Genomic DNA, 572 nt, shown 5'->3' with positions numbered 1-572 from the left:
AATCAACCGCGCGAACACACTTCGCCACGAGCGGCACTGCCAGAGATGGCGGCCGGGAACTGGACGCGCGAGGAGGCGGGTCCGGGGCAGTGAGCACATCGCGGTCGTGAACCGCGGAGCCGCCTGCAGTGCGGCATGGGTACTGATGTCCGCAGCCGCCCCGCCCCGCGATGAGCGGAGCGAGGGGCCTGCGGGCGACGGTCAGGGCCCGCAACCTTGCGGAGCGGGCCCTGACCGTATGACGCGCGTCAGCGTCAGGCGGGAACGATGTTCTCCGCCTGCGGGCCCTTCTGGCCCTGCGTGACGTCGAAGGAGACCTTCTGGCCTTCCTGCAGCTCGCGGAAGCCCTGGGCGGCGATGTTCGAGTAGTGGGCGAAGACGTCAGCGCCGCCACCGTCCTGCTCGATGAAGCCGAAGCCCTTTTCAGCGTTGAACCACTTCACGATGCCAGTAGCCATGTGTGTCTCCTTAAGACAGGGGGCAGAACCGAAAACCGCACTGCGCGGAGTCCGCGTCGCCGCGATGAGCCCATCCGGAGATGACCGGCCAAACAAAAAATGCACCCGCGGGTC

1 protein-coding gene is annotated in these 572 nt (G+C 67.0%); it reads right to left on the bottom strand.

What is annotated here, in order from left to right; genetic code table 11:
* Positions 1–254 precede the first annotated feature (254 nt).
* Entirely contained in the window at positions 255–458 is a 204-nt protein-coding gene (locus O3W51_RS48325) for a cold-shock protein (protein ID WP_145801666.1), read from the bottom strand.
* Positions 459–572: the final 114 nt, after the last annotated feature.

Source organism: Streptomyces sp. H39-C1 (assembly GCF_027158125.1).
Lineage (GTDB): Bacteria > Actinomycetota > Actinomycetes > Streptomycetales > Streptomycetaceae > Actinacidiphila > Actinacidiphila fildesensis.
The sequence above is the reverse complement of the archived record's forward strand: the minus strand, read 5'-3'. Positions and strand labels throughout refer to the sequence as shown.

Excerpts from the sequence above, each read along its gene's own strand:
- O3W51_RS48325 (WP_145801666.1), bottom strand. The coding sequence starts at position 458 with ATGGCTACTGGCATCGTGAAGTGGTTCAACGCTGAAAAGGGCTTCGGC.